The sequence below is a fragment of the Arcticibacter eurypsychrophilus genome (assembly GCF_001730525.1).
GTDB lineage: Bacteria > Bacteroidota > Bacteroidia > Sphingobacteriales > Sphingobacteriaceae > Arcticibacter > Arcticibacter eurypsychrophilus.
On the sequence record NZ_MDFN01000038.1, the window covers coordinates 22,954 to 44,078 of the forward strand.

The window sequence follows — 21,125 nt, forward strand, 5'->3', positions numbered from 1 at the left end:
AATGATTTTGAGAAGCTGTTATTCAAATCCTATTGCACCAACAAATTACAACCCCTAATATCACTGTTATCAAACCGGCCAATTACCTCAAAAGAACCATCTTCCTGTCTTTTACCCAAATCCTGTGTAGCAATAAATGAACACGAATGCAGGTTCGCCAGGTCAATAATATTAATGCCACCCGTAACGCCCGCATTAAGCAAAGACAGCGGATCGTTGATATCCCGTATCGCAATGCGCATCCAGGGTGGACATCTGAAAACTCCATTACCATCTGAATAGGCCTGAGAAAGTAATTCGGTCATGCCATACTCCGAATGAATACACGGAACCCCAAAACCTTCAGCTAATTGCTTGTGTAGCTCTTCCCGAATCATTTCTTTACGCTTGCCCTTCATTCCACCCGTTTCCATCACAATCAAATCAGGAAACGAAATTTTGTAAGCCTCTACAAAATCCAGTAAAGCATAGGTTACACCAATTAAAATTACTCTTTTACTGCTCTGTCTTAACTGTTTTAAGGTGGCAAACAAATCCGCATGATTATATAAAAAGTAACCACTGGACGTGTTGTTGCTAAGCCCGATCAGATCCTCCACCATATAAATAAGCGAGGAACCCGTTCTTTCCAAATAAGAAGGCAGCAAGGCCAGAATAATGGTGTCCTCTGCAGCACCGTAAAAAAGTTCAAAAGCTTTCCTAAAGCTCTCCTGATAGATAGAAACTTCTTTTACCGGATGTTTACTTTGAACCATTCCAGTAGTACCCGAGCTCTTAAATACCTCTTCAGGCTCCTCATTTCCACATAATATCGTGTGGTTTTTAAAAAACTCAACCGGCATATAGGGGATTTCTTCGAAATGACGTATAGATTCCCCACTTTTTTTTATTCCCTTTACAAAAGCAGCATATGTCGGATTATTGGTGATTTGATACTGGAATATCGTTAATGCAAGCTGCTTAAATTCCTCTGAAGAATGATTTAAGAATATACGTTCCGAAAAAGATTTTTCCACACTACAAAGGTAACAAGATTTAAAATGCATTTATTTATATTTACCCCAACACTTGGTTAGGCTTAGTATAATAAACAATGGACGAAAAAGATAAAATATCATTACCGGAGATCACCATAGAGCAATTAGAAGAAGGAGTTCAGCACGTAAACAATCCGATAGTAGGTTTAAAGCCCATTGAGAAAAGGTATCTGCAGCAGGTTAAAGAATATAAACAGGTCGATAATGACTTTTTCTTCTCCGATGGAGAGTCTACCGTCGAGGTAAAGGTCGTTAGCGATGAGATTATTCGGATCCGCATGGCACCTCAAAGTACATTTCTTGAAGATTTCTCCTATGCTGTACCTAAAATCACCTATACGGCTTCCCTGTTTTCTTTAAAAGAAACCGAACTTGATTATATAGTAGAAACCAATACGGTTTCCTGCATAATCAGTAAAAAAGAATTCCTGATCTCATTTGCTGATAATCAACAAAACATGATCAACGAAGATTTCTCTGCTATGCATTGGGAGGAAAACGTAGATTATGGTGGCTATTACGTTTATTGTACCAAAAAGAGCCATAAAGATGAAGCTTATTTTGGATTAGGTGATAAACCCACCAAATTTAATATGCGTGGTCGACGGTTCCAAAACTGGAATACAGATACTTACTCTTTTGCCCGCGATCAGGATCCTTTATATCGTTCTATCCCCTTTTACATAGGCCTGAAAGAATCTACAGCTTACGGAATTTTCTTTGACAATACCTATAAAACATACTTTGACTTTGGCCACGAGGAAGAAAGCAAAACAAGCTTTTGGGCTGAAGGTGGAGAACTGCAGTATTATTACATTCACGGGCCTCATATGATGGATGTGGTAAAAAGATACCACACACTCACCGGAACTCATCCTATGCCTCCTCTATGGGCGCTGGGGTACCATCAATGCCGTTGGAGTTACTATCCCGAAAGTAAAGTGATGAAACTGGCACAGACTTTCCGTGAAAAGAAAATCCCCTGTGATGCGCTGTACCTTGACATTGATTACATGGATGGATACCGATGCTTTACCTGGAACAAAAAGTATTTCCCCGATCCGAAGAGAATGGTGAAGGAACTTGCGGATAATGGTTTCAGAACGGTGGTTATTATCGATCCAGGTATTAAGGTGGATGAAAATTATTGGGTATACAAAGAAGGTAAAGACAATAAGTACTTCTGTCGTAGAAGCGATGATTACTTTATGGAAGGCCATGTGTGGCCTGGCCGATGTCAGTTTCCTGATTTTACCAACCCCGAAGTCAGGAAATGGTGGGGTGGATTGTTCAAAGGCCTTGTTGAAACCGGTGTTGCAGGTATTTGGAATGACATGAATGAACCCGCTGTTTTCGGCTCAGGCACTTTTCCTGACGATGTCAGGCATCAATATGATGGTCTGCGTGGCTCACATCGCAAAGCCCATAACGTTTATGGGATGCAAATGGTGAGGGCCACTTATGATGGATTAAAAAAATTATATAAAAATAAACGCCCGCTTACCATTACCAGGGCTGGTTATGCTGGCGTCCAACGGTATTCCTCGGTATGGACCGGAGATAATCTGGCTTCCTGGGACCATCTGAAGCTGGCTTTACTTCAATGCACCCGCTTATCCTTATCAGGAGTTTCTTTCTGTGGAACCGATATCGGAGGTTTTACAGGTGAGCCCGATGGCGAATTATTTACCCGGTGGATCCAGCTGGGCGTTTTTACTCCCTTCATGCGGGCGCATTCTGCAGGAGATACCCGAGAGAGAGAACCCTGGAGCTTTGGGGAGACCTATGAAGCACTGAACCGTAAGTTTATTGAGTTACGATACAAACTACTTCCCTACATTTACTCTGCTTTCTGGGAAAATCATAAATTTGGATTCCCTATCTTAAGGCCTATTGTCATGATTGAGCAAGATAAAGAAGGAAATAGGTTCAGAGAGGAAGAATTTACCTTTGGCGATAAAATTCTTATTTCTCCTATCTTGAATCCTGGACAAACCTCAAAAGTCGTTTATCTTCCTCCCGGTACCTGGTATGATTACTGGACGCATGAAAAACGCGAAGGCGGAGAAGAGCATGTTATACAAGCAGAACTGGACAGTATGCCTATCTGCGTAAAAGCAGGTTCCGTTATTCCGGAGTGGCCTGTAATGCAGTATGTCAATGAAATTGACCTTGATGAAATAAAATTCCAGGTCTACTTTTCATCCTATGAGGTGAACTCATTTTATTATGAAGACCATGGAGATACATTTGCCTACGAACAGGACATTTACACGGAAAAGAAATTTGTCGTCAAGGGTGATGCCAGCAGCTGTAGTATCCGTCAATTCTCCGAAGGCCTATATACACCAAGGTATGAAACATACGATATAAAATTTATAGGTTTGCCTTTTCTGCCTACGCGGGTGATTATCGACGGAAGAGAACAAAAAGTAGAATTGGAATTCGATGCTTTAAAACGGGTACGTATTAAAGCAAATAAAAACTTTAAAGAAATACAGGTGTTAATTTAATCTACTCAGAACATATAATGAAAAGCCGGAAGAAAAGTTTAGCTACTACAACTGCACCCACCATTGCTTATTCTCGTTTTACTGATTTTGACATTCATTTATTCAAAGCGGGGAAGCATTACAAGCTCTATGATAAACTAGGATCACATGTTGTCAAAAATGAGGAGGGAGTTTCGGGAACTTACTTTGCAGTCTGGGCACCAAATGCACTTGGCGTATCTGTTATCGGAAACTTTAACGGTTGGAATCATACTGCAAGTCCGCTCTTTAGCAGATGGGACAGTTCAGGTATCTGGGAAGGCTTTTTTCCTGGCATATCTACTGGCGAAGTTTATAAATATTTAATAAAATCCAATACGGGAGAGTCGTTGGAAAAAGCAGATCCCTATGCCTTAAGATGGGAGGAGCCGCCTCATACAGCCAGTATCGTTTGGGATACCTGGTATCAATGGACTGATGAGAACTGGATGGAGAACCGGTTTCAAAATAATGGGCTTAATAAACCATGGTCTGTATATGAAGTACATTTAGGCTCGTGGAAAAGGAGTCCTGATGATCCGGAAAAGTTTCTTGGTTATCGCTCCATGGCCGATGAACTCGTCCCTTATATCAAAGAAATGGGATTTACTCACGTTGAGTTTATGCCACTGATGGAACATCCTTATTATCCATCATGGGGATATCAGATCACCGGTTTCTTTGCCGCTTCCTCCCGATATGGCACCCCGCAGGACCTCATGTATCTCATCGAACAACTGCATAATCATGGTATCGGTGTGGTGATGGATTGGGTGCCATCGCACTTTCCAGGCGATATGCATGGATTATATAAGTTTGATGGCACGAATTTATTTGAACACGCAAATGAAAAAGAAGGATTCCATCCTGATTGGAAATCATATATCTTTAATTACGGACGGAACGAAGTACGTTCTTTCTTAATCAGTAATGCTATTTTTTGGCTGGATCGCTATCATGTAGACGCTTTACGTGTAGATGCGGTTGCATCAATGCTGTATAGGGATTACTCCAGAAAAGAAGGTGAATGGATTCCTAATGAATTTGGAGGCCGCGAAAATCTTGAAGCGATCAGCTTTTTAAAGGAATTGAATATAGCGGTATACGGACAGTTTCCCGACGTTCAGACCATCGCAGAGGAGTCTACCGCATTTCCAGGAGTAAGTAAGCCTGTATTTACTGGCGGACTAGGCTTTGGTATGAAATGGATGATGGGCTGGATGAACGATACCTTGAGCTACTTTCAGCAGGATCCGGTACATAGAAGGTATTACCACGGTCAAATTACATTTAGTACCGTTTATGCCTTTACCGAGAATTTTATGTTACCACTTTCTCACGATGAAGTGGTGCATGGAAAGAAGTCTTTAATATACAAAATGCCCGGAGATGAATGGCAGAAGTTTGCCAATCTCAGATTGATGTACAGTTATATGTTTACTCATCCCGGAACAAAGTTGCTGTTTATGGGAGCTGAATTTGGTCAAACCTCTGAATGGAACTATGAGCAGTCTCTTGATTGGCACTTACTTGACTTTAAGCCCCATCAAGGCATTAAACAAGTGATCAAAGATTTGAATTATCTCTATACAACAGAGGGTGCCCTTTATGAAAAAAACTTTGAGTGGGAAGGATTTAGATGGATAGAATCCGGAGATGCAGAACAATCCGTTCTGGCTTACTGCAGAAAAGGAAATATTAAGGACGAAAAACTCATTATCGTATTAAACATGACCCCAATTCCCCGCTTGAACTACCGTGTCGGTATTCCGCTTCATGGTGATTGGGAAATTATATTCAATTCAGATGAAGTCAAATATTATGGAAGTGGTTTTGAATTAAATTACGCCATATCTACTCAACAAATACCTTGGCAAGGAAAGGAACACTCTGTCCTGTTAAACCTGCCTCCGCTGTCAGCATTAATCCTCAAACGCTTCAACCGCCAGTCTAAGTTCTGGTAGAATGAGTGGAAACAAAAAAAGCCTTGCAGATTCTGCAAGGCTTTTTTATAGATATCTGGAATTAGAATTTTCCAACTAATTGAGCCAAGTCAATTATTTTGTTTGAATATCCCCATTCGTTATCATACCAGGACACAACCTTAACGAAGTTATCGTTTAATGCGATACCAGCCTTAGCGTCAAAGATTGAAGTTCTTGAATCAGATAAGAAATCCTGAGAAACAACATCATCTTCAGTGTAACCAAGGATACCCTTTAATTCACCTTCGGAAGCTTCTTTCATTGCAGCTTTGATTGCTTCGTAAGAAGCTGGTTTTTCTAAGCGAACAACTAAGTCAACTACAGAAACGTCAGCAACTGGTACGCGGAAAGACATACCTGTTAATTTTCCTTTTAAAGCAGGGATAACTAAAGCAACCGCTTTTGCAGCGCCGGTTGATGAAGGAATGATGTTTTGGTAAGCACCACGTCCACCTCTCCAGTCCTTACCAGAAGGACCATCAACAGTTTTCTGTGTAGCAGTAACTGCATGTATAGTACTCATTAAACCTTCAAGGATACCAAATTTATCATTTAATACCTTAGCAATAGGAGCAAGACAGTTAGTAGTACAAGATGCATTAGAAACAATGTGTTGATCAGCCTTAAGTTCCAAGTGATTTACACCCATTACAAATGTAGGGGTATCATCTTTCGCTGGAGCAGACATTACAACTTTCTTAGCACCTGCAGTAATATGTTTTCCAGCTGATTCCTGAGTAAGGAATAAACCTGTTGATTCAATAATTACTTCAGCACCAACTGCATCCCATTTCAAATTAGCAGGATCTTTTTCAGCTGTAACACGGATCGTTTTTCCGTTAACAATTAAATTACCATCTTTCACGTCAACGGTTCCGTTGAAGCGACCATGGGTTGAGTCGTATTTTAGCATGTAAGCCATGTATTCTGGCTCAACAAGATCATTAATACCAACAATTTCGATATCAGCGCGATCTACAGCTGCTCTAAATGCTAAACGACCAATTCGGCCGAAGCCGTTAATTCCAATTTTCATGTTATTAATTTTTATTCGTGTAATAATTTAAAATATTATATATCGGTCTTTTAATAACCGATGATATAGTAAGATTGTACTTTACTGCAATTTTGTTTAACGTTTGCTGAAAACCATCAGCTACAGGCCCTGTAAAATGCAGCGGTAAACCAGGGTATTTATTTGTTAATGGTATGATAAAACTTTCGAAATATAGAGTAAGTCCTCTCTCTATTAACTGTTTAACATATAATTGATCAAAGTGTTCAATTAAAAAGTCATTATAAGAACTTAAAAATAACACCGGACTTGCCTGCTTGTAAATCTTTTCCAGGATCAACTTTCTATCGGGTTTGTATCGTTCTACAAATATAGCTTCAAATTCCTTAGGCATTGTCCCCGTAAAGTAATCACGTAACAAATTTCTTCCCAACCAGTTTGAAGAACCCTCATCTGCAAGGATATAACCCATGCCATAGTTGTTTTCTTTAACCTTTTTACCGTCAAAGTAAGCCGCATTAGAGCCGCTGCCAAGAATACCTACAATTGCAGGCTGATCTCCACAGGTTGCCAACGCCGAAGCTTTCAGATCATGGTCAATTGATATTTTAGCATTCTTGAAAAAAGAGGCAAAAGCATCTGCTACCACTTGTTGTCTTCCTTTCGAAGATGCGCCTGCTCCAAAGAAATAAATACGCTTTATATCTTCAGCATGGGTAATTAAAAGATTGTTTTTGCTTAATAAAGCGGTGATTGCCTTCCCGTCATTAAGAAAAGGATTGATGCCGGGAGTCTTTATGTCGCAAACTATAATTCCTTTTTCTGAAAGTTTCCAGTCTGCATTTCGTGAACCACTATAAACAACAGCAATCATCTTTATATAGATAGAATTGCTGACATCTCCAGAAGATCATCTTCCAGTTTGTATGAATGATTATTTATAGATTCAACAATATCGGTAAGCTGAATTAGGTTTCCGCGTAAACCAACCATCTTTCTTGATTCACCTGCAACAAGCGCCTTTACTGAAGCGTAACCCAAACGACAAGCTAATACACGGTCAAAACTACTTGGAGTTCCTCCTCTTTGCAAATGTCCTAAAATAGTTACCTTAATATCGTAGAAGTTAAACCTTTCCTTAACGCGTTTGGCCACATTATAAGCTCCTCCATTTTTCTCCCCTTCTGCAATGATCACGATACTGGAGCTCTTATTGCTTAAAGCACCTTCTTCGAGCTTTAAAATAAGATCATCAATAGCCGTTTCTTTTTCCGGCAATAAAATAGCTTCCGCACCGCCTGCCACACCAGCATGTAAGGCAATACAACCTGAATCACGACCCATTACTTCAATAAAGAAAAGGCGGTCATGTGAAGCCGCTGTATCACGAATTTTATCAATCGCTTCCAGTACAGTATTTGTAGCTGTATCGTATCCCAATGTGAAATCTGATCCATACAGATCATTATCAATCGTTCCCGGAATCCCGATAATAGGAATATCATATTCGCGGGATAAAAGTTCCGCACCTGTAAATGTTCCATCGCCACCTATAGCGACCAAAGCGTCGATTCCTTCTTCTTTTAAATTTTTATACGCTGTTGCTCTACCTTCAGGAGTCCTGAACTCTGCACATCTCGCTGTCTTTAATACAGTTCCACCCAGTTGTATAATGTTACGTACTGAGCGGGCATCCATGTTGATAAATTTCTTATCAATCATTCCCTGATAACCCTGATAAATGCCAACCACCTCTTTGCCAAGAAAGATGCCTGTTCGAACAACAGCCCGAATACAAGCATTCATGCCGGGCGCATCACCACCTGAAGTAAAAACACCTATTTTTTTTATCTCGGACATATTATTTTTTGTTTTATTTTGCTAATATACTGTGTGTAGGTTACACTAAGAGAATTTTTGATTTTTTTTTCCGTATTTGTGATGAAAATCATTATAAGATTTAACTATTAACACAATGCTCTCTAAATTTGATTCTATATTTTCAATTGACTGCGTCATCTTTGGTTTTGATGAAGGTGCACTCAAAGTTTTATTGATTGAACGTAATGACCCGCCTTTTGAAGATTGGTGGGCTTTACCCGGCTACTTTGTCGAGAAAAACGAAGGTATTCAAGAAGCAGCAGAACGGATCCTGTTTAACTTTACTGGTTTAACAGATATCTTTCTGGAACAGTTCTATACCTTCGGAGATGTAAACCGCCATCCTCAAGGCCGCGTGATAACAGTTGCCTATTATGCAATGATCCGCATTAATAGCAAAGGTAGTTTACATCCCAACACTCCATTTGTAAAAAAAGCATTCTGGTGTCCGGTCAATGAAATTCCAGCATTAGCCTTTGATCATTCACTGATTTTTGAAAAAAGCCTCCATCGGATCCGAAGAAAGATTAGCTACGAGCCTATTGCCTTTGAACTCCTTCCTGAAAAATTTACGCTCACTCAGCTTCAAAACGTGTATGAAGCCATCCTGAATAAAAAGCTGGATAAAAGAAATTTCAGAAAGAAAATGCTAAGCAATGGTATCCTTAAGGAGCTGGATGAAAAACAGCATGGAGTTGCTTTTAGAGCGGCTACCTTTTATAAGTTTGATCGCCGTACCTATAATAAACTTTTTAAAAAAGAACTTACTTTTTCTAAAGAATAAAAGGGAGGGTTATTCACCCCCCTTTTATTTTATGCTACTTTGTGATCAATATGGAATTTAACCAAATTATCTATAGGTGAACGAATAATGGTGCCCATCTTCATGCCAAACTCTTCAGCCACTTCTTCCAGCACATTTCTGAAATTATAAGCCACTGAACCAATGCAATTCAGTTCAAGTGTTTTGTAATCAGGGTAATGGCTGACAATGTTTTTAAAGAAATCTGTAAACGATGTTTTTACCAGGTTATGTGTGTAAGCGATATTATCGGTATTATCATACACAAATTTACTAAAGCTCGCACAAAAGCGATTAGCCAAAGGTTTGCTATACACATTTTCCTGAATATCATCGGGAGTCAGATGGAATGTCTCCCAAAATGAGTCTCTTACTGCTTGAGGCATATAACCCCTTAAATAGTCGGTTAATAGCTTTTTACCTATGTAACAACCGCTACCTTCATCCCCTAAAATATAAGCGGCTGAATCGATCTGAAAAGCAATCTCGTTTCCATCATAAATACCGGTATTAGTTCCTGTTCCAAGGATGGCGGCAAAACCAGTGCTTTTTCCAAGTAGAGCACGGGCAGCGGCTAATAAATCGTGACCCACAAAAATTTCACTATGTACAAATACAGTTGACATGGCACTCTTCAGCTGATCTGCTTTTTCTTTGTTATGAACCCCGGCTCCATAAAAGTAAACCTCTGTTATTTTATCAAATTCTAGGTCTTCAGGAAGATTTTTCTTTAAAGAGTCCTCAACATACGCACTAGTTACGAAATAGGGGTTATAACCCTCCGTATTGAAGTAGATTTTCTTGTTATCATCATTAAGAAGACACCAATTTGTTTTCGTTGATCCACCGTCAGCTATAATTATCATGTTTCAGTTAATTTTGGTTTAATAATATGGGGTAAATGTAAATAATCTTTGAGATTGTATAAAGACAAATCAACGAAATTGATTGATGTCATTATTTTGAACTTATTAAGGATAATTAATCTGAGGTTGAATTATTTAGCCGAAAAGATCTGTACTCAAATAACGGTCACCACGATCGCAAGCAATAAAAACAATTAAGCCCTTTTCAATTGTTTCCGCAACCTTTAACGCTGCAAATGCGGCTCCTCCCGAACTCATCCCTGCAAGGATTCCTTCCACTCTAGCCAGTTTACGGGTCATGTCTGTGGCCTCTGCCTGTGAAATATCAATAATGTGATCTACTCTTGAGGCATCAAATATTTTGGGCAGATAAGCTGCAGGCCATCTTCGTATTCCGGGAATGGAGGAGTTTTCTGTAGGCTGACATCCAATAATCTGAATTTCTGGGTTTTGTTCTTTTAAAAACATAGAATTGCCCATGATAGTTCCCGTCGTGCCCATCGAACTTACAAAATGAGTGATGCTCCCGGCTGTGTCCTTCCATATCTCAGGACCTGTGGTTTTATAATGCGCCAGGTAATTATCCGGATTAGCGAACTGATTCATTAGAAAGTAACCAGGTTCTGCTCCTTTTTCCTCTGCATAATCCCTGCATAATTCCATACTGTCCATTAATTTCACTTTTGCACCGAATGCCTTCATCGTAACGGTACGTTCCCGGCTGGAATTAGAAGGCATAATGAGTTCAATCTCCAGACCAAATAAACGGGCCATCATGGCTAATGCGATACCTGTATTGCCACTGGTAGCCTCAATAAGGCGCGTTCCCGGTTTGATATCACCACGATCCAGTGCACTTTTAATCATATTCAGCGCTGCCCGATCCTTTACACTTCCACCCGGATTGTTACCCTCGAGCTTCGCAAATATTTTTACATTTTTATTGGTATTGAGCCTTGTCAGCTCAGCCATCGGGGTATTCCCTACTAAATCAATTATTCCAGCCATTAAAATTAAAGCTTACGTTCAACAACTTTGAACTGTGTTTCATGATATACCACTGATCCCGGTGGCACACTTTTCGTTAACCAAACGTTTCCGCCTATGATACTGTTTTTACCAATTATCGTATCGCCACCCAAAATGGTAGCTCCGGAGTAAATAACAACATGATCTTTTACCGTAGGATGTCTTTTTTTAGATGCCATTGTTTTTTCGACACTCAAAGCGCCCAATGTCACTCCCTGGTAGAGTTTAACGTGGCATCCGATCTCGGAAGTTTCACCGATTACGATCCCTGTTCCATGGTCAATGTACAAATACTCGCCAATAGTCGCCCCCGGATGAATGTCGATCCCTGTTTTAGAATGCGCAAACTCTGTCAATATACGGGGCAACAAAGGAACATCTAACTTTAATAAGGCATGGGCAATCCTGAAAAATGAAATAGCATAAAACCCCGGATAAGCCCTGATGATTTCAAATTCAGTTTTAGCAGCCGGATCGCCACTCAGTATGGAGCTAATATCGGTGTTTAAGATCCGGTATAATTCCGGAACTTGATTAAAAAACTCCCTTGCCGTCTGCTCATTATTACAATCTTCACAGGCCCGTGTAGAGTCCATTATTTCTTTCAGCTTGATTTCCAGAGCTTTTACCTCAACCTCAATGTCGTGTATGGAGTAAAAAAAACTTTTAGACTGTTCCGGATACAAAATCCTGATCAAACCTAATGCCCAACCTGCTATCTCTTTATTCGAAGGAACAGCCTCCGTCTTTTGATGTTTTGTAAAAATATATTCGTAAAATTCTTTATTCATGGATAGGTAAAATAAAATAGAACGTAGAGCCTTTATTTAGTTTGCTCATAACCCCGATCTTTCCATTATGGGCTTTAATGATTTCTGATGATATATATAAGCCAATACCTAAGCCGCTTGTAGAATAGGTATTATCCTCCACCCGGTAGAAACGTTCGAATATACGTTCTTTCTGATGATCTGACAATCCAATTCCAAAGTCTTTAATCGAAACCTTTACCTCTGTTTCGGTCACTTCAGTTTCAATATCAATTTCTTTGTTTACAGGAGAATATTTTACTGCGTTACTGATTAAATTCATCATTACCTGTTCGAGCCTTTCCATATTGCCTGTAACTATGCCATTTTTTTTTCCATGTACTGAAATAATATAATTGGGATACATGAATTGAGCACTTTCGATGCATAGTTGAATCAAGTCCGAAACGTTCAGCAACGACGTGTTAAACTCCAGTTTTCCCATCTGAATTTTACTTACATCCAGCAGGTCGTTAACCAGATTGGCCAACTTTCCGATCGCTTCATTCGCTTTGCCTGCAAATTGTTTAATAATTGGAGGCAATTCATTTTGTTTATAAGCACTGATCAGCTGCATATAACCCTTCAAACTCGTGAGAGGGGTTTTTAACTCATGACTAGCTATTCCAATAAACTCATCCTTTTTAGCCAGAGCTTGTTTTTGTTCCTCAATATTGGTCATGGTGCCAAACCAGGCTATGATACGGGAATTTTCATCAAAAAAGGGGATAGCTTTGGTCAGATGCCATAAATATTCACCTGAATCTATTTTCCTTATTCGGCACATTGTTTCCAGAGGCATGCTGGTAGCTAAAGCAGCTTGCCATGACTCCATGCTCGCCTTAATATCATGGAGATGGACTACCTTCATCCATCCGTCATTCTTAGAGTCATCCACACTTAGACCGGTATAGTCAAGCCACTGCTGATTGAAGTAGTCGAATTTTCCATCCCGATCAGCTGTCCATACCATGACCGGAATGTTATCCGCTAAAAACTTAAAATTACGCTGACTGATTAAAAGATCCCGGGTCTTTTCTTTCACTGTATCCTTCAGTTCTTTATTCAGTTTCGCGGTAATGTACTGAGCCTTTTCCAGCTCGATGTTTTTAGCTTTTAATTGATTTTCGGTCTCTATTATTAAAGAGAGGTCTGTTAAAATGATGCTAATCACTTCGCCTTTATCAAATTCCAGTTTTGTTAAGGATAAAAGAAAAGGAATCCGCTCAAAGTTTTTTCCCATAAGGTACAGATCGTCTTTGATATTTTCCCTCCATCCCTTATTCAATAATCTTCTGAAAGCCGCTTTGAACTCGTCAGGAACGAAGTTTTCAAAAGGAACCCCGATAACATGCTCTAGGGGAAAATTCAATAGGGAAGCAAAACGGGAATTGCTGTATAAAATTACCCCGTTGCTATCCAGCGTTAAAGCTCCCTGGGTCATATTTTCAACAATCACCCTGTAGTTGCGATCAGCATTTTTTAATGTGTATAGCTGATGCCCATTTTTGTTCGGAACAACAAGAGCATCGATTTCTCCATTAAAAATGGCGTCAATTGTATTTTGCGTTTCATTGAGCTTTGCTCTTAACTCATAAATTATAGCGATGAGTTCCGGCAGCGTTTTCGTTTCCATAAACTAAATATCTTCATTGATTCCAAGGCCTTTAAGTACTTTTTTTAAGTCGGACATGTCACCAACCAATCTGCTCCCAGGTAGCGGGTTTTTCTTGATCAGAAGCGGTAAAGCAATAAGCTGCTCTTCTTTTGCAATAAGGGGCTGCTGGTAAACGTCGATAATCTCCAGATTGTATCTGTCTTTAAGATATAATTCACAGACGGACTTGATGTTGGAGATCGCCCTTGCAGAGTTTGCCGAAGCACCTGCAACAAATAACCGCAATACAAAGTTATTAGGAGATTCAATTTTTTTTACAACTTCTTTCAACACAATATTTCCTGATCAATTTGTATGTATACAGCTTTTACTTCTTTTTATAATTAAAAAGAAATCTAATTTCCAAAAAAATAAGGAAAGCTTCGTTTTTTGTCACATTAAATTCTTTTTTATGTTTCAATATTGGGCTCATTATCTTCGTTATTTTTTTTAGGCGATGAACCCCTGATATGCGTAATTTCTTTTCTGTTTTTTTCCTGGATATCCCGTGTTAACAGTTCTTCTGTATAGGTACGGTTTAATTCTTCTTCTGCAGATTCAAACTTGGCTTTTAAAGTCAAAATTGTGGCATCTAAAATCTGTTTCTTTCTAGAAATTTCACGGTCCTTACGTGTTTTCTGATAACCCTTCAACACATCCCCTGTAAGTTCCTTTAAGATTTGTGCTTCCCTAGCGGAGCCAGTCAAGACACCATCAGAACCAAGGTACACCTCAACTAAATCTAGTCCGTCATCGGTAATGATAAACTCCCTGATTTGGTTCGAGTGTTTCATTCCTCTTGATTTCATCACACAAACCCCTCTATTGCGTTCGCCGTTAAATTCGATGTCTCGTACCAATAACCAGGCATCTACGAGTGATGATATCACTTCATAGGTTTGTTCTGTCACACTATTATTGATTGTCAAAGCCGTAAATAGTACAGTAATTTGTTCTTTTTGCAAAAAATCAATCAGCCTGATCAACATGGCTTTTACGTCATTTACAGAACCCACTGTAACCAGATTAGTGATTGGGTCAATAATTACGGCCTTAGGTTTGATTTCCGAAATCTTTTTATGCATGTCAACTAAATGCATCTCCAGACCGAACATCGTAGGGCGGGAGGTGATGATTTCCAACAAATCTGCGTCAATGTGTTTCTGAAGATCCAAACCAATGGATGTCATATTACGAATGAGCTGGTTAGCTGATTCTTCAAAGGAAAAATAAATACATTTTTCACCTTTGTCACATATACTAGAAGCGAAAGTGGCTGCAATATTCGTTTTTCCTGTTCCCGCTGTTCCCGAAATCAAAATACTACTACCACGAAAAAAACCTTGTCCACCCAGCATGCTATCCAGACCTGTAATTCCTGTAGAAATTCTTTCCGATGAAGCCACGTTATCCATATTGAGGGAGGTGATCGGTAAAACCGAGATTCCGTCACTATCGATTAAAAAAGGATATTCATTTGTACCATGTGTGGATCCCCGGTATTTTACTATTCGCAATAGACGAGTGGAAATTTTATTTATAATCCGGTGATCAAGGAATATTACGCAATCGGAGACATATTCTTCCAACCCTCTACGAGTCAGTAATTTGTCGCCTTTCTCTCCGGTTATAATTGCTGTAACTCCCTTCTCTTTTAACCATTGGAATAACCGGCGAAGTTCTGCCCTTATAGTGGTTTCATTCGTCAAATCAGAAAACAAGTTTTCAACCGTATCCAGCACTACCCGTTTTGCCCCAATTTGATCAATAGCATACCCAAGTCGGATGAATACACCCTCCAGATCATATTGTCCGGTTTCCTCTATCGCATTTGGGTCGATATACACATAGTCCAGACTTACCTTTTTACTTTCAACCAAAGCGGCCAGATCGAAGCCTAAAGAAGCCACATTCATAATCAACTCCTCCGCTTTCTCTTCAAAAGCCATAAAAACGCCGGGTTCATCATACTTGGTTGCGCCATTTACGATGAATTCAAGCGACATCAAAGTCTTTCCTGATCCTGTTCCGCCGCAAATTAAGGTTGGGCGACCTTTAGGCAATCCACCTCCGGTAATATCATCAAGCCCTAAAATTCCGGTTGGTGTTTTAGGGAGCAGACCTAAATTTAACTTGTTTTTTTCGTTGAAATCCATTGATTGTCATGCTTATGTGCTTTCTTTTATATGATATCAAAGAAAGGATTTATAATCAGTTTACGCGCAAATGTGCCTTGTTTTCTTGCTGAGCAATTGAAGGGTTTTTTTTTACAATGAAAGTTAATCAATTTTTATTATTTTTTCGATATAGATTGATTTTAAATTATTAAATCCTCAGAATTTCTGCTTTTAAAGGCTTTATCCTGAGGATTTAATAATTTAAAAATGACGATTTTGATGTTTGAAAGTAATCTTTACAGTAAAGCTAAATTGTGTTTTTTTAAAAAAAAAAGCTTTTTTTTATCAATGAGGAATTATTCGGCGTCGTATATCACTATTTTTTCGAAATACATTCTAAACGAATCAAGAAAAGCTAAATGCAGCGGATGGGTCTGATATACATTATGGCCGGCCAGGTCATCAAAAATAACCGTTAGTGAAAAGGTGTAACTTGAATCTACAACTGCCCTTTCAATTGGAGCCGGAGTTCCAATGAAAACTGAATTTGCGGTTTCAACTCTTTTTAATGCTTCAAGACTTTGTTTGAAAGCAACCTTTTGATCAATAGTCATGTCGGCTTTAAGCCAGAAAAGTACGTGGTGGGTCAGCATGGGGTTATTTTTGTATGTGATTGAATAGCAAATATAACGCGTTGCACCATGCTTGCAGTCAATCTCTATAAAAAATAACAAAGTAATGATGATACCTGATAGTTAAATGGTCTAGTAAGAATGCAATAAGCCTCTGGAATAAGTCCGGTATTGGGTAGCTAAAGTCGGACTTACAAGTGATTCTTATTGCTTTTTTAATGCTGAGAATCAGATTCATTTCAGTAGCTATCCTGTATGATTATAGTTTGGGATTTTGGTCAAATTAGTACATAAGAATCTCTCTTGTAAATCCATACCTTATTTTGGAAATTTTTGCTGTATTAAAGAAGATTTAGGAAGATTTGGTGTTACTTTCACTTCTTAAATTTCTATATAGTTTCTTTATGAAAATAAATTTTAATCATATGGCAACTATAGATAAAAGAGGAATGCTACACGGAACCGCAGGGTCGGTGATTTACCTTGAGTGCCGAGGAAAGAACATCATCCAGGGCAAAGCAAGAACATTTAAGCAAACCGAAAAAACAATCAGGAGTGCTACCGAGTTTGGTCTTTCGAGTTCAGCAGCGGCAGTAATTCGGACTGCATTTGAACCGGCTTATTTTTTTAAGGATGGAACGGCAGCTTATAGGAGTACGCAATTGGTGTACCGTTCGATACTCAATAATGTAAGCGGAGAGAAAGGGAAAAGGGATTTGCATGATGGCGACCTTTCTGCGCTTAATGGTTTGGACTTTAATGCGAACAGTAAACTGCATGAAGTGCTGCAGATGAGCCACTCGGTTGGTAGAAACGCAGCAGGTTTGGTGAGCGTTACGTTAGGTTCATTGAACACTAAAACAGAGATCAAAAGGCCCAAAGGAGCAAACGGGGCCTATATGAAGCACCGGATCCGGTTAATGCTTGTGGCTTTTAACTTCAGGGAAGAATATTATGAAAATTTGGGCTTTCAGGATCTTGATCTGGAAGGATATCAAAACTTCAAAGGACAGGTGATCAACTTTACTGAGTCCGTTCCGGATGGCTGTTTGGCAATGGTAAGCATGTCGCTAATGCTCTACTCCACTATTTGTCAAACAGATGAAAGCATTTTGCTGAATAGTGCAGCGTTCAGCCCTTGCGCTATTATTGGTGCTTTTCAATCCGAAAAGCCTTCACAATACCCGTTGAAAGAGGTTAATATGCAACCATCCGATTATCCTGGCAGGGAAGGAAAGATCACAGTGATGTTTTATAAAGGAAATTTCCTCTTGCTCGGCCTTGACTTTCGGTTAGGAACACCAATTGCTGCGAGCGTTAAAGCGGTAAAATCATTGGCAGTAATTCCTGATAATTTGCCAGGAAAGCGAGTTTGGTTTAAGAAAACTAAGGAATAGCGGTTTCAATGAGTCCACTATTCTAATGGTATTTCTTTTTTTTAATACAGTAAGGAGCGGTCCAGTTTTACGAAGCTTCCATGATTTTTTTTTGGATATTTTTTCTCTGCTAATTCTACTTTCCCTGGGTTTTTGACATTGGCCATGTGAAGGATGTCGGCTTTGTTCTTTCAAGGGTTTCATCTATGGTTGATAATTGTAAATATGCAGCTGTATGTGGCATTTTGTAGATTAGAAGAAACTTAAAAATGTGATTAATCGTATTACATTTAGCCTTTTTTATCTAATAAATATTGCGGTATATAGGGAGCTTTATATTATAATTATGCGGCTCTAACATATCTCATTATTAGGCAGTAAGCCATAAACGAATGTTGACTTTAAGTAGGTTAAAACACTGTTCAATATTTATCATTTACTCATTATCAAAAACTAAAATTATCGTTTGATTAATGAAATGAGTTTTTGATAATTGATACAATCACACTTCTGTTCCCAATATTACTGACTCTTTTTGAATCTGTATTAGACTATGAAAGTCTTCAGCTGATCACAAAAGGAGGGAATTTTGATAAAATCAATGTGGCGTCGACTGGTACGTAGTTTAATCATGCTGCGAACCAAGAGTATCGACTCCTAAAGCTCAGGCGCCATATATACCTATTTTACGGCTGTCTTTTCCCCCTTTTGGCACAAAGTTCAGTAAAAACAATACAAATTTCCTGAATTCGTCTTAGCTGTCATCAATTCGTTAATTCGACCTTTATATCATAATTTAAAATCAAAGAAATGAGAAAGACAATTTTAATAACAGGAGCAAGCAGTGGGTTAGGAAAAGAAACAGCAAAACTATTTCAGCGGGAAGGTTGGAACGTTATTGCCACCATGCGTAAACCTGAAAGTGAAACTGAATTAAATCTCTTAGAAAATGTTCTGGTAACCAGACTGGACGTTTTGGATTTAGATTCTATTGAAACCGCGGTAAATAAGGGGATCGAAACATTTGGAAGGATTGATGTCCTACTTAATAATGCGGGTTATGGTGCCTATGGCCCTTTAGAATCTTTTTCAAGAGAGAAAATCATCCGTCAGTTTAATACAAATGTGATTGGCCTTTTAGATGTTACCAAAGCATTGCTACCACATTTCCGTGGAAATAGCAGCGGCACAATCATTAACATTTCTTCTATTGGAGGCAAAATGGCGTTTCCGTTAGGAGCTCTGTACCACGGAACTAAATTTGCTGTGGAAGGTATTTCTGAATCCTTGAAATACGAAGTTTCAGAATTTGGAGGTAAAGTAAAGATTATTGAGCCAGGTGCTATCACTACTGACTTTACGGGTCGTTCCCTTGATTTTAGCAACAATGAAACTTACACAGAATACCAACCCTTTATTGGAAAAATCATGTCAGCTATGCAGTCCTTATTTCAAAATGCTTCACCGGCAAGTGTTATTGCTAATGTCATTTACCAAGCAGCCACAGATGATACTACGCAATTGAGATATATAGCAGGCGAAGATGCGGAATTTATGATCGCAAATCACAAGCAGAATGATGATGAATCTTTTGAGGCAGGAATAAAAGCCCAATTCGGAATTTAGTCCCTTTAACCTGATTATTGGAACCATTGCATTGGTAATGGCTTCAATAATCATCATATTTACGAAAACCCCTATGACATGATGAGTAAAATTATTCATTTACAAACGATCTCGGAGATATTTTTACTATTCGGACTGGGTAACGATATCCACCATCCTCTAGTTGGTGTGGTAGACTTTAGCAAAGTGAATCAGCAAATAGACTGTGAAATAAAAATGTCTGCAGATTACTACTCAATCATGTTTAAAAACTACCCTGATAATAAAATCAAGTATGGTCGCAAGACCATTGATTTTCAGGATGGTAGTTTAATCTGCATGGCACCCAATCAGGTCATCGAAATTGACAATAATGAGCAAGCGTCAGAAAACATAATGGGTTGGGGATTATTCTTTCATCCTGATCTAATCCGGCCAACTTCCTTAAATGACAAAATGAAGGACTACAGCTTTTTTTCTTATGAAACTTCGGAAGCACTTCATTTGTCCGAAAAGGAAAAGCATGTTTTATATGACTGCGTATCCAAAATTAACACTGATCTTGAAGAAAATATAGACGTACATAGCCAAGACATTATCGTCTCCACGATTGAATTGCTGCTCAATTATTGCAGCCGTTTTTACGGACGGCAATTTATAACAAGGAGGAGTTCCAATAATTCAGTGCTCGTTCAGTTTGAGAAAATTCTCACCGAGTATTACAACCAGGACAATAAGCAAGAAAAGGGCTTGCCTACTGTAAAATACCTATCCGAACAGGTGCATTTATCACCTGGATATTTAAGCGATTTACTCAAAAAAGAAACCGGTAAAAATACTCAGGACCATATTCATTTTTATTTAATTGAGGAAGCTAAAAGCAAGCTGATAAGTACAAATAAATCTGTTAGTGAGATCGCATATGAATTAGGCTTTGATTATCCTCAATACTTTAATAAACTGTTCAAGCAAAAAACGGGGAAAACTCCTATTAAATTCAGGAATATGAATTGACGCCAGCAATGAAAAAAGAATAATGAAAATCAAAAGGACGTTATGCAGATTACGATATCTTCAAACTTATTAGATATAAAATAAGTGGTTCGGCATACACAATTGAATTATTAACTAAAACTTCGCAGGAGACTTTTATAGGTATTTAGTGCATAGAAAAGCAGCAGTTTTTTTGAATAATACACTAAAAATGAGTATATTAAAGTCGCAAAACAAAACAAAAAAACATGCTGCACTCCAAAGATACCAATAGAATTTCTGAAATAAAATACAATTTGATTGTAAGGAAAATATAACATTACGTTTTCTAAACTGGTTATCGTTCTTTGAATTTAAATCTATATACAAATCACTGGATCCACTTAAGAAAAAAGGGTTTAAGATTTCCGATTTACTCGGTATGCTTTTAATAGTACCCTTTACCGGAAAAACGAATATGCATTCTCTTTTACAAAGCAGTAGTACACCACTCACAGCCCGTAAGGATAGCTTTTATAGGATGAAAAAGATGCATGAAATCAACTGGGAGAAGCTGCTGTTTGGATTCGCAGGGCGATTTGTAAAAATCTGTTTAGCCAAAGGAACTGGTGCTGCTCCAGGGCACCGGATGCTGATCATTGATGACAGCCTGTTGCCCAAGTCGGGCACCATAATGGAAAACATCAGCCGTTTATGGGACCATGTATCCATGCGTTATGTGCTGGGGTACCGGATGTTGGTACTGGGATATTTTGACGGCAAAAGCTTCCTTCCTGTAAGTTTCTCCCTT

The 21,125-nt window shown here is 38.8% G+C and carries 17 protein-coding genes and 1 pseudogene; 7 read left to right on the forward strand and 11 right to left on the reverse strand.

Going from position 1 to position 21,125, the window contains the following annotated elements; translation table 11 throughout:
- Positions 1-29: 29 nt before the first annotated feature.
- On the reverse strand, positions 30-1,016 hold the full coding sequence (locus BFL47_RS17185; protein WP_083257252.1) for a LuxE/PaaK family acyltransferase: 987 nt from the start codon (positions 1,014-1,016) through the stop codon (positions 30-32).
- A gap of 77 nt (positions 1,017-1,093) precedes the next feature.
- Here BFL47_RS17185 and BFL47_RS17190 point away from each other — a divergent pair, with 77 nt between their 5' ends.
- Positions 1,094-3,550, forward strand: coding sequence for a glycoside hydrolase family 31 protein (locus BFL47_RS17190; protein ID WP_069661032.1), 2,457 nt, complete (start codon positions 1,094-1,096; stop codon positions 3,548-3,550).
- 17 nt (positions 3,551-3,567) lie between these two features.
- Positions 3,568-5,532, forward strand: coding sequence for a 1,4-alpha-glucan branching protein GlgB (gene glgB, locus BFL47_RS17195; RefSeq protein ID WP_069661033.1), 1,965 nt, complete (start codon positions 3,568-3,570; stop codon positions 5,530-5,532).
- Between the two features lie 61 nt (positions 5,533-5,593).
- Here the strand turns inward: glgB and gap are convergent, their stop codons facing one another.
- Genes gap through pfkA form a run of 3 tightly spaced genes read right to left on the reverse strand, consistent with a single transcriptional unit; the run spans position 5,594 to position 8,428 of the window.
- Positions 5,594-6,589: a type I glyceraldehyde-3-phosphate dehydrogenase gene (gap, locus tag BFL47_RS17200; protein ID WP_069661034.1), complete on the reverse strand. Its 996-nt coding sequence runs from the start codon at positions 6,587-6,589 to the stop codon at positions 5,594-5,596.
- 4 nt (positions 6,590-6,593) lie between these two features.
- Positions 6,594-7,442 carry a hypothetical protein gene (locus BFL47_RS17205; RefSeq protein WP_069661035.1) on the reverse strand — a complete coding sequence of 283 codons (849 nt, stop codon included), beginning with the start codon at positions 7,440-7,442 and terminating at the stop codon, positions 6,594-6,596.
- A gap of 2 nt (positions 7,443-7,444) precedes the next feature.
- Positions 7,445-8,428 (reverse strand): 6-phosphofructokinase, encoded by a 984-nt coding sequence (gene pfkA / locus BFL47_RS17210; RefSeq protein WP_069661036.1) that lies wholly within the window; start codon positions 8,426-8,428, stop codon positions 7,445-7,447.
- A gap of 115 nt (positions 8,429-8,543) precedes the next feature.
- Between pfkA and BFL47_RS17215 the strand changes: the two genes are divergently transcribed.
- On the forward strand, positions 8,544-9,233 hold the full coding sequence (locus tag BFL47_RS17215; RefSeq protein ID WP_069661037.1) for an NUDIX hydrolase: 690 nt from the start codon (positions 8,544-8,546) through the stop codon (positions 9,231-9,233).
- A 29-nt stretch (positions 9,234-9,262) separates the two neighbouring features.
- On the opposite strand, the gene BFL47_RS17220 is transcribed toward BFL47_RS17215, so the two are convergent.
- The 7 genes from BFL47_RS17220 to BFL47_RS17250 form a co-directional block, all read right to left on the reverse strand.
- A complete protein-coding gene (locus BFL47_RS17220; RefSeq protein WP_069661038.1) occupies positions 9,263-10,117 on the reverse strand; it encodes an N-acetylglucosamine kinase in 855 nt (284 codons plus the stop codon).
- Positions 10,118-10,252: 135 nt separating this feature from the next.
- On the reverse strand, positions 10,253-11,125 hold the full coding sequence (gene cysM, locus BFL47_RS17225; protein WP_069661039.1) for a cysteine synthase CysM: 873 nt from the start codon (positions 11,123-11,125) through the stop codon (positions 10,253-10,255).
- A gap of 5 nt (positions 11,126-11,130) precedes the next feature.
- Entirely contained in the window at positions 11,131-11,937 is an 807-nt protein-coding gene (gene epsC, locus BFL47_RS17230; protein WP_069661040.1) for a serine O-acetyltransferase EpsC, read from the reverse strand.
- Entirely contained in the window at positions 11,930-13,591 is a 1,662-nt protein-coding gene (locus BFL47_RS17235) for a PAS domain-containing sensor histidine kinase (RefSeq protein ID WP_069661041.1), read from the reverse strand. Before BFL47_RS17235 ends, epsC begins: the two co-directional genes overlap by 8 nt.
- Positions 13,592-13,594: 3 nt before the next feature.
- Positions 13,595-13,903, reverse strand: coding sequence for a circadian clock KaiB family protein (locus BFL47_RS17240; RefSeq protein WP_394332420.1), 309 nt, complete (start codon positions 13,901-13,903; stop codon positions 13,595-13,597).
- Between the two features lie 119 nt (positions 13,904-14,022).
- Positions 14,023-15,768 (reverse strand): circadian clock protein KaiC, encoded by a 1,746-nt coding sequence (gene kaiC, locus BFL47_RS17245; protein ID WP_069661043.1) that lies wholly within the window; start codon positions 15,766-15,768, stop codon positions 14,023-14,025.
- Positions 15,769-16,085: 317 nt separating this feature from the next.
- Entirely contained in the window at positions 16,086-16,382 is a 297-nt protein-coding gene (locus BFL47_RS17250; RefSeq protein WP_069661044.1) for a Dabb family protein, read from the reverse strand.
- Positions 16,383-16,786: 404 nt separating this feature from the next.
- Here BFL47_RS17250 and BFL47_RS17255 point away from each other — a divergent pair, with 404 nt between their 5' ends.
- From BFL47_RS17255 to BFL47_RS17275, 4 genes and pseudogenes are all read left to right on the forward strand, one after another.
- Positions 16,787-17,758 carry a hypothetical protein gene (locus BFL47_RS17255; protein WP_069661045.1) on the forward strand — a complete coding sequence of 324 codons (972 nt, stop codon included), beginning with the start codon at positions 16,787-16,789 and terminating at the stop codon, positions 17,756-17,758.
- Positions 17,759-18,547: 789 nt separating this feature from the next.
- Positions 18,548-19,363 carry an SDR family oxidoreductase gene (locus BFL47_RS17260; RefSeq protein WP_069661046.1) on the forward strand — a complete coding sequence of 272 codons (816 nt, stop codon included), beginning with the start codon at positions 18,548-18,550 and terminating at the stop codon, positions 19,361-19,363.
- 78 nt (positions 19,364-19,441) lie between these two features.
- The gene (locus BFL47_RS17265; RefSeq protein WP_211480979.1) at positions 19,442-20,356 is read left to right on the forward strand and encodes a helix-turn-helix domain-containing protein; all 915 of its coding nucleotides are present in this window, start codon (positions 19,442-19,444) and stop codon (positions 20,354-20,356) included.
- Between the two features lie 227 nt (positions 20,357-20,583).
- A pseudogene (locus BFL47_RS17275) lies at positions 20,584-21,125 on the forward strand (IS4 family transposase); the annotation flags it as partial.